The following is a 2916-nucleotide window of genomic DNA, read 5'->3' on the forward strand; positions in this document are numbered from 1 at the left end:
CCGCCGTCAGCCGTCCCAAGAAACCCCTCTTTGTCCTTTTCAGCGCCGGTGAATGCCCCCTTGCGGTAGCCGAAAAATTCACTTTCTATAATATGTTCACTGATGGCCCCGCTGTTGACGGGCACAAACTGTTTTTTACTGCGCTTGCTCAAATTGTGAATCGCCCGGGCCACCAGCTCTTTTCCGGTTCCGGATTCGCCATAGATGATCACAGGGGCGTTGCTTGCGGCCGCCCGTACCACAAGCTCATACACTTTCTGCATGGCCGGACTCTTTCCCACGATGTTTTCGAACCGGTACCGCTCTTTCATGGCGGATCGAAGAACGATGTTCTCATTTCTGAGCAGATCCGCATCTTCGCTGATCTGCTCTTCCCGGCGCTTTCTGTCGGTGATGTCCATATGGATGGTCTGGGCTTTGACAATCCGCCCCCGGTTGTCATAAACCGGAGACTGGATAGACCAGTACCATCGGCCGTCCCTGGGACTTTTCAGTTCCCACCTGCGGGTCTGGCCTGAAAGAACAGACTCAAGCCGACACCCGGGACAGGGGGAGTCCAGGGCGTGAATCAGCCTGTAGCATTTTTCACCCACCCCGCTTCGGCCGGCTTTTTCCTGCAGCGTGATATTCATGAACTCAACCCGGTAATCTTTTGATGTAATATAAATCAATCCCTCAAAGGTACGTATGATATCACTGAGCTGGGCCTCACTTTGCCGCAGGCGGTTCTCGGCAAGTTTTCTTTTTGTGATATCCATAAACGACGCAATGCTTCTGCCGGTCCCGGGAATCATGCCCACCTTCATATCAATATACCGAATATCGCCGGACTTGGCAAAAATCCGACATTCGTACTCGGTGGGAATGCCGGAAAGGCCCTTTCGTCGACCGTAATGATAATTTTGCATCATTTCATTGTCACCGGGCACCACGAACTGGGACCACCTCATCCGATTCTCGATTTCATTGCGCTCAAGTCCCACCAGGGCCATAAATTTGGCATTCACATGAAGAATCATCATATCCGGATCAATGATGATGGTTCCGGTTCCTGTGTTTTCAAAAACGCTGTGGTACATCTCTTTTTGGCGCGTCAGTTCCAGGATCTGTTCTTCAACGCCCCGGTTCCTGTGCAGCCGGTCCAGGGTTTTGCCAAGGTCTGCCGAAAGCTCTTCTAAAACCAAAAGTTCCAGGGCGTGCGGCACATATCCGCTGAGGGCATAAAAAACCTGACACAGGCCCCCTTTTTCACAAGGGTCATTTATGGGAAAGTACAACGCGGTGGCCAGGGTCCCGCTTTTCATGCCAAGGCGTTTTTGCACGGATTTGGGAAGATCTGTATCCGTGACTTTTTTAAGGCTTTTTGTTTTTGGGTTTACACACCTCCTGTGAAAAGGGGATAAATCGTCTATACCGCTATGGGGTGAACAATTGTCACCGCTCTCCAGACCGGATTCAGGATAGAAAACAGATTTGAAACAAACCGTATAATAAGGGGTATGGCTTTCCACCGCACTCACAATTTCATCCAGAAGTCCGGAGGCATCAGCGGTATGTAGCATGGCCCGCCGGCATAGACTGGAAAATGTGAACAACCACATCATATCCGCCGGAATCCGGCCTGTTTGAGCCAATATGTCATGTCTGGCCTGATCCGGGCCGGGTTTTGTTTTCATAGCACACCTGCAGAAATCAAGCGGTTTAAATTTCAGAAAATTGGTGAAAATTGGTTCTTATTTTCATGATATTTCTCTTTGATCCCCTAATTACCAAACAAACTCTGACACTCAATGATCCAGTTTTTTATCACAGCCTGATATCATAATGTTTATTTGAAAAGATGCTTTTTATGGCACAATTTTAAAACTCAATAATATCAATTGGATTGATTAAACATTCCCTGACCCAAAAGGCAACTATAAATTTAGGCTCATCTTATATTTACACCATATCCGCAGCCAGTTTGTTTCAACCAGCCGGACCCGGAGCCCCGCGGTGTCGATCATCCGTCAGATGACAGTCGGTCGGTTGAAGCGACGAAGCATCAGTTGAATTTTTTGATTATTTTTTTCTTGCGTTTTGCCAATCGTTGTACTTAAACAATTTACAGCTGCTTTCAAAATATTAAACTAAAGAGAGTAAAACCATGAGCGATCAGAAAAAATGCCAGGAGTTTTTAAATTTTATTAAACCACAGATTGGTCAACAGATTCATGTGGGGCCATGGCTTGAGATTGAGCAGAAACGAATTAATGATTTTGCTGAAGTTACCGGTGATGTGCAATGGATTCATACAGATGTTGAGCGAGCCAAAGAAGAGTCTCCTTATAAATCAACAATTGCTCACGGGTATTTGACATTGTCTTTATTGCCTTATCTAACTGAAAGTAATCATCCTGATTTTTTTCAGAAAAATTATCCCGGCATGAAGTATCGGGTAAACTATGGTCTTAACCGACTTCGTTTTCCTTCTGCTGTTAAAGCTGGGGCCAAAATTCGGGCAAGAACGACACTTCATCAAGTAGAAGAGGTAAAGGGCGGTATACAGATCTGTTATCTTATTACCATTGATATTGAAGGTGGTGAAAAGCCGGCTTGTGTTGCCGAATTTCTGGCACGCCTTTACCCTTAGGAACCGGTCTTAAATAAAATGCCCATTTTGCTAAATCCGGAAGCGCGGACGTCCCTCCGGCAGTAAAGATGCAGGCGGGACGCCCGCGCTCCCAAGTTAAGTTATTTCGGTCTCATTCATTAACCACAAAACATGATGCATAAAAAAAAGCCCTGATCATTTGCAATAAATAATCAGGGCTTTTTTAAAAAAGAACCGGCGGCGTTCTACTCTCCCACACAGTCTCCCATGCAGTACCATCGACGCTAAAGAGCTTAACTTCCGTGTTCGAGATGGGTACGGGT

General features: G+C 46.4%; 2 protein-coding genes and 1 rRNA gene. 1 reads left to right on the plus strand and 2 read right to left on the minus strand.

Annotated features, from left to right (window positions below; translation table 11 throughout):
* Positions 1-1676: sigma 54-interacting transcriptional regulator (locus tag AB7U36_RS21680; RefSeq protein WP_428161687.1), on the minus strand; the 1676-nt coding region annotated here is incomplete at its 3' end.
* Between the two features lie 470 nt (positions 1677-2146).
* Between AB7U36_RS21680 and AB7U36_RS21685 the strand changes: the two genes are divergently transcribed.
* Positions 2147-2632, plus strand: a complete 486-nt coding sequence (locus AB7U36_RS21685; RefSeq protein ID WP_287037316.1) for a MaoC family dehydratase — start codon at positions 2147-2149, stop codon at positions 2630-2632.
* Positions 2633-2825: 193 nt separating this feature from the next.
* On the opposite strand, the gene rrf is transcribed toward AB7U36_RS21685, so the two are convergent.
* A 5S ribosomal RNA gene (gene rrf, locus AB7U36_RS21690) occupies positions 2826-2916 on the minus strand; the annotation flags it as partial.

Source organism: Desulfobacter sp., assembly GCF_050177295.1.